We start from the raw sequence: 6,650 nt of genomic DNA on the forward strand, positions 1-6,650 counted from the left end.
ATTTGTAAATATTTAACGAATTATTATCGTGTAAAGTAAAATTTATTAGATAAAAAAGCAAATAGCGCTGTTAACATTATAATCGTTATGTGATACAGATCACAATAATAAATCCTATTTTAGGGATAAAACACTATTTGAAAAAGTTCCGGTCTATTTTGTATAAAAATATAAATTATCGTTATGCGGAGCACTAAGCCACTATCCTTATCCTAAGCAAAAATCCTATCAACTCCCTATCATCCAACAACCAAGCTCTCCTGCATCAACCCAAACCAACCTTGCATTTTGGATTTTATTGCTTCTAAATCAAGCTGTTGCTGTTGTGCCAGAAAACGCTGCCAGTAGGGATCGGCTTTGTTGCTGTCGTGGAAACCGTCTTGCCCTAATGCCTGAATTGCTTGCAATAACTGCTCGTCACTTTTAGCAGTGGATAAAAAATCAACGTAAAGTGCGGTCGGTAACGCCAACAAATCTTGTTCGGCACGCAAGAAATCCTGTAAATACACCTGCAATTGCTCATGGGCTTGTTGCGCTGAAATCGGTTGAAAATGATAAAATTGCACTTTATTTTTCTCCAGGCCATAAAAGTGCGGTGTGCCACTGCCGGGTTGCTGGAGCTGCAATACTAAATATTCGATCCAATATTGGATAACCTGCGTGGCTTTGACTGCGCCACTACGCCATGCTACTTTTTGCTGTTGGTATAAGCCGCTGATGTCGCCCTGCAATTGATAATGTTGTCCGTCGATCTCAAGCGCAACACGGATATTCAACGAATTGGCAGTTTGTGCCAAATAGGGCTCTATCACCGCACTTAATGGTTGCAGCCGTTCACTGAGCTTTTGTGCGCTGATTTCGGCAAAATTCGCCCGCGGCAATTCGCCTTTCAGTTTAAAGCGCTGCATTTGCGCTGCCCATTGTGTCTGAGGGTGTTGCAGCAGTTGTTCGCTCAGTTGATAGCGTTCCAGCGAATCAAGGCTGAAATTTTCGCTGTCTGCCCAATCAGTTTGATCGTTTTTAAATCTGACCCCAAGCTGTTTTTCGAAAAAATAGGCTAACGGTGATTGCACAAAGCGGATCAATTGTTCCAACACAATCACGCTGCTGACCGCACTTTGCTCCACATCACTGAGCGGTTGCATAAATTGATTGTATTGCAAATCTGCCGATGCTTGGTTCACTAGCCACTCTTTGGCAAAAGAGCGGTTTGGGTTGCTCAGCGCAAAATTTTCACGACTGAAAACGGTCATCGGGTGTTGCTGCACCAAATGCGACCGCACTTTATCTTGGCGCTGTTGTTCTGGGTGTTGCAGTGGATCAAATGCCGGAATCAAATCGGTTTGATCGCTCAAATAATCCAACAACTGACTGACCAACACCGACGGCTGCAACGCCTGATTATCGGTTAAAGAACGCCCGATATAACTGATATACAGTTTTTGCTGCGCCGATAAAATCGCTTCCAAAAACAGATAGCGATCATCATCTCGCCGCACCCGATCGCCCTTTTGTGGCGCATATTGCATCAAATCAAAACTGTTCGGCTGGTGTTGGCGCGGATAATCGCCTTCGTTCATGCCCAACAACGCCACCACTTTGAACGGAATTGCCCGCATCGGCAGCAAAGTACAAAAGCTCAATTTGCCGTTCAAAAAGTGAAAACTGTTGTCTTCATCGCTCAATTTGGCGTCAAACAGCTCAGCAATCACACTGCTGTCTAAAGTGTGGTCGTAACCCGCATCAAGTGCGGTTTGGCAAATTTCATCAATTCGTTTCGCCAAAAACAGCAGCACCGAGCGGCTTTGTTGATTATCACAGAACAGCGTTTTTAGCAGCCAATGCAACTGTTGCCGCCACTGTTCAATCGGCTGCGGTTGCTGCAACACTGACTGCCAATGTTGCAGGCAGTCTAAAAAGTCCCCCAGTTTTCCGACAATCTGGGCGCTTAACCCGTGGCTTAAATCAAAGGCGACGCTGTTCTGCCAAATGCCGTCGTTTTCACGCATCGCCGTGCCCAACAACATGCGTTGCAAACCGCTTTGCCACGCATTGTAGTTGGGCACAAAATCATTTTGATTAGCCGACAAGCCATAGCGAATACCGTTTTGCGCTACCCAGTTTTGTAAGGTTTCCAGTGCTTTAAGATCCAACTCAAAGCGTTCCCTCACTTCTGGCACATCGAGCAGCGCCAGCACCGATTCGGCGCTGAAATCGCTCTCTTTTAAGCGTAACAATTGCAAATAACTGGCAATCACTACATCACTATGGCTGTGTTTGCGATCGGCAATTTCGTAAGGAATAAAACGCGAATCGTTGTATTGATATTGCGAAAATACCGCATGGATATACGGCACATATTGATCGACATCCGCCAGCATGATCACAACATCTTTCGGTGTTAATGCAGGATCCTGTTGAAACCAGTGCAACAGTTGATCGTGCAGAATTTCTACCTCGCGCATCGGGCTGTGGCAAGCGTGGATCATCAGGCTTTGATCGTTCGGCGCAAGCAAAAATGGGGGGGCTGGCTGTGCTGGTTGCAGATTCAAAATTGCATTTTGCAATTGTGCCAGCAGGCTATTTCCATCCGCTTCAGCATAAGCATCAATTTCATTGGCGTCACTTTGGCTGAGCAACGCCAAGAAATCACGTCCCATTTTGCCCCAGGTCGCCAACAGCGGATTGCCAGTTTGCAAATAGCCGAGCGGATCATCTTGCCAGTCCGGCTGGTCCAATTGCGCCAATTGTTTGTTGTTTAACCACTCACCCAACCGCACTTTGCCGTTTTGTAATCGTTTACGCAATTTGAGTTGTTGCAAAAATGCCGGATCGATAATATCACCCCAGTAATACCGACACGGATTATTGAAAAACAGATGCACCTCGCAGTGCTGCGCCATCGCCTGTAACGTTTGCAGATAGACATTCGGCAGCGCCGAAATCCCAAAAATAAATAAACGTTGCGGCAAATGTGGCGGCTTTTGTTCATGCAAAAGCTGCAAATAGCGCTGATGCAAAGCGGCACGATGTTGGCAAGTTTGGTGATGTTGCGCCGCTTGTTGCTCAATCCGGGCATATAATGCACGCCACAACTGTCCTTGCCAACTGACCGCACTTTGCCACTCTGACGTCAGTTGATCATCGGCAAATGGGAGCGAAAGTGCGCTATCTGGTGGCGATTGGCTAGGTAAATGCTGCATAATCGCTTGGATAACCGCTTGATCATTATTCTGCTCCCAAGCCGTGATCCACTCAGGGCGGTAAACCAAATATTGATCGAACAGATCCGCAATTTTACCACTCAGTTGATATAGTTTTTGCTGTTCAGTCTGAGGCTGTCCGCTCAAATATTGTTTCAACTCAGCAAACTCCGGCAGCAATAATAGTGTTGGAATCAACGCCATCAAGTGCCACTGCATACTCTCTTTTTCAAACGCATTACGTTGCGGTACATTCGGCAAAGTGCGGTGGTATTGGTGCCAAATAAAACTGGCGGGCAACGGAAACGCAATATTGGCGGCGACACCGCAATTTTCGGCGATCTGCTGTTTCAGCCACTGCGCCATGCCTTGGCTCTGCACTAGAATCTGTTCGCTCTGGAAAGGATCCGATAGCGGCTGCAACCCCAACAGTCGGATCAAAAGCGCTTTCTGCGTCTCTAAATGGTTGGAATAATATAAATGTAACACCGCCACGCCTCTGCTTCGATTAGATAGCGTTATTGTCAACGAGAGTTCCAGCGGTTGCAAGTGCGATTATTCAGTTTCGATATTCAATGTCAATTCTCCCGCTGGAAACCGCACTTGCACCTGTTTTGGCTGGCAACTCACTTGAAAAAGCAGGTGATTTTGTTCAATGCGGTTCTGACAATCCAACCCCAAACGCTGGCGGGCAAACTGATTTTGCGCCAACAGCAACGCCTGATAACGTTGGTAGATCAACACGCCTTGCCGTTGCTGTGCCGCAGTCCAAGTCGAAATGCCCAACACGATGCTACTGAACAGGGCCAGCGTCAGCAACACGCCAAACAGGCTGGCGCCTTTTTTATACTGAATTCCTTTATAACAGATTGGTTTATAACGGATTAACTTATAACGAATTGAAATCATGCCAACTGTCACTCCGATACAACCATTGTTGATATTGCTCTGCCACGTTGTTCACCACGCTTTGATTAAATTCAATTTGATTTTCTGCTGATTGCAACGCAGTTTGATAGATCAAGGCACCGATAATCTTGCCTTCGCCCGATAACTTAAGCCTGCCGTTTACCAACACCACCCCATAAAAATCCTGCGCCAGCTGCCACTCGCTGTCATCCTCGATCCACAACACTCTGTTCGCAGCATAATCCGCTGCATTTAAAGGCAAATGAACAAAATCCGATTGCCGCCAGCCCGTTTGCCAATCTGGATGTAAAAAATTCGACCAGCCTTTTGCGCTCGCCTGCTGTGGCAAGGTTTTAAACAGCGTTAAACGATGGCAAATGATGCTATGCTGCTGATCTTGCTGTGAATCAGTAAAATGAATGCTGAAAAAATTTGCCTCCGACGACTGCACCACACTTTGTTGCCGACAAAGCGTATTGCCTTCAGCAACCACACTTTGCTGCAACAAATGTTCCCGTTGTTGCAAATAGCGCAACCGTTCGCCCAAATCGGCGCGATGTGATGCCAAGATCTGCTCGTCCAACATCAAAAACAGCAGTAATACGCTGGAGAGCAGCAACAGGCTGGTTAGGGTAACAACGCCTTTTTTCAGCATACTTTTCCTTTAATTTTTATGGGGAAGCCGTTTGACTGCCTTGCGCTAAGCGGTTGTTCAACGGAATTACCACCGCACTTTGATAGCGGATTTTAGGCTGTTTTTTATAACTGCCACCAATTTCTGCTAAAACACCTTTCCTGTTCGCCAACCACGAAAATCGTAGCAGATTAATTTGGTAGGTATCGGTATCAAGCAAATCGACCCAACCACGAGTATCGCAGCCTTTTTCTGCAATATAACCATTGCATTGTGCTTGCTCACACCCCTGAATCGTGCCGTTTTTATACATTGCGCGGGTTTCAATCATCTTGCTTTTCAACCGATAGCCAAACAACTCTTTTTGAATCTCGTTGGTTGTGTTGCGCTGTTCCTGCTGACACTGCGCTGCTTGATGACTGCCGACACAGCCGCTGTGATCCAAATCGTACCAAAACAGCAGACAACTGTTTGCCACCTCTCGATTCGCCTGTGTGATGCTGCTTGCCGTGCCGTCGGCATGGTTGAACAGCGCCACATTGGATTGTTCAAGGGTTTGTTGAATATGGTAAAAACCGCTGCGAGCAATATCTTTACTCATCAAATGTAGCACTTTGTGCAGTTCACGCTGCAACTGCAACCGTAGCAATAACTCACGATTCTGATTCGCCGCCTGGGTGAAAAACGCCACAATCAGCAACAGTAAAAATGAACCGAGCGCTATCGAGACCATTAACGCCAATAAGCTGGAGCCTTTTTTCCAGATGGTCAAATACCGCACTTGGCGAAAATTAATTGTCGTGCACGCAGGCACTGGCGGCTTGATCATTTTTTACCCTTAAACTGCCCACATTAAACAGCGAGAAAATAGAACGCGCTTTGCCTGCTTGCAATACAAAACAGGCCGCAGAAAACGTGTCACGAATCCCACTCAAGCGGCTGATTTCCGATGGATAATACTTTTTGCTGATGATTTGAGTTTGCTGCGGAAAACTCGGATAATAAAAATGCGCCTGCACTCTTTGCGGACAATGCTGCGGAATAAAACAGTCACAAATCAAATTATCCTTACGCTGCACGCTGACACACCAATTCTGTTTAGTGGCGTCACGATTAATCAGTAAAAACCAGATCTCGTGCGAGTTTTCGATCCGCAATTGCATATGTCGCAAAAAACCAAATAGCCGCCGCTGCTCTTTTTGCAACACCTGATAATCCGACAACACCTGCCACTGCGGCAGCATCCAAGTGGCAAGCGCACTCAGTAAAAATACCACCAGCAGTGTTTCCAACAAGGTAAATCCCTTCGCCATTTCCCCCTCCCGACGGCTCTATTGCCAGCCAGTTTAGAAAAATCGTTCAATAAGAAAAGTGCGGTCAGGTATGTTTGCGATCGGGATCGGAAAAATTGAAAACGAGAGTAGAAATTATGCCAGCTTAAAAACAACATATCGGCTTATAAAGCAGCAAGTAGATTTTTCTCTCATCATACTTGATTATATTTTTAACCAACCTATAATTCATCATATGTGATTAGTTATAAGGTTTTATAAGGTGTCACAATGTCTCATAAAACAATGACTGAACCACAAGCAATATTTACTATCAGTATTCTGAAGCAAGCGTTAAAAGCCATCCAAAAAATGCCACGCACTTTGCAAGAAGAAATCTATTTTGATTTAGAAGATTTATCTTTGTATGGAAATACACTGAAGGAACCTAAAGTTAGGGATTTAGGAAACGGCTTAAAAGAGCTTAGAACAACTGCCCAAGATGGAATTGCCCGCAGTTTCTTCTTTTTCCATATTCAGAAAAGAATATTTGTAGTGCATGCACTAGGGTCTGTTGATCTTTGTTTATAATTTGAGCTATAGACTATTTTTCACCAATACAAGGCAAAAGTT

At 45.4% G+C, this 6,650-nt stretch carries 6 protein-coding genes; 1 reads left to right on the forward strand and 5 read right to left on the reverse strand.

All coding sequences use genetic code 11. The features are described 5' to 3' along the window. Nucleotides 1-239: 239 nt before the first annotated feature. From recC to FHQ23_RS02760, 5 genes are all read right to left on the reverse strand, one after another. Nucleotides 240-3,692: an exodeoxyribonuclease V subunit gamma gene (gene recC / locus FHQ23_RS02740; RefSeq protein ID WP_176552237.1), complete on the reverse strand. Its 3,453-nt coding sequence runs from the start codon at nt 3,690-3,692 to the stop codon at nt 240-242. 66 nt (nt 3,693-3,758) lie between these two features. Next, nucleotides 3,759-4,112, reverse strand: a complete 354-nt coding sequence (locus tag FHQ23_RS02745; RefSeq protein ID WP_139612943.1) for a DUF5374 domain-containing protein — start codon at nt 4,110-4,112, stop codon at nt 3,759-3,761. Further along, a complete protein-coding gene (locus tag FHQ23_RS02750; RefSeq protein ID WP_139612944.1) occupies nt 4,093-4,767 on the reverse strand; it encodes a DUF2572 family protein in 675 nt (224 codons plus the stop codon). The genes FHQ23_RS02745 and FHQ23_RS02750 overlap by 20 nt, the downstream gene beginning before the upstream one ends. A 16-nt stretch (nt 4,768-4,783) precedes the next feature. Further along, a complete protein-coding gene (locus FHQ23_RS02755; RefSeq protein ID WP_139612945.1) occupies nt 4,784-5,575 on the reverse strand; it encodes a hypothetical protein in 792 nt (263 codons plus the stop codon). Then, on the reverse strand, nt 5,538-6,059 hold the full coding sequence (locus FHQ23_RS02760) for a type II secretion system protein (protein WP_139612946.1): 522 nt from the start codon (nt 6,057-6,059) through the stop codon (nt 5,538-5,540). The genes FHQ23_RS02755 and FHQ23_RS02760 overlap by 38 nt, the downstream gene beginning before the upstream one ends. Nucleotides 6,060-6,308: 249 nt before the next feature. Here FHQ23_RS02760 and FHQ23_RS02765 point away from each other — a divergent pair, with 249 nt between their 5' ends. Then, a complete protein-coding gene (locus tag FHQ23_RS02765; protein WP_139612947.1) occupies nt 6,309-6,608 on the forward strand; it encodes a type II toxin-antitoxin system RelE/ParE family toxin in 300 nt (99 codons plus the stop codon). The last annotated feature ends 42 nt before the right edge of the window (nt 6,609-6,650 follow it).

The organism is Testudinibacter crocodili (assembly GCF_006228025.1).
Classification (GTDB): domain Bacteria; phylum Pseudomonadota; class Gammaproteobacteria; order Enterobacterales; family Pasteurellaceae; genus Chelonobacter.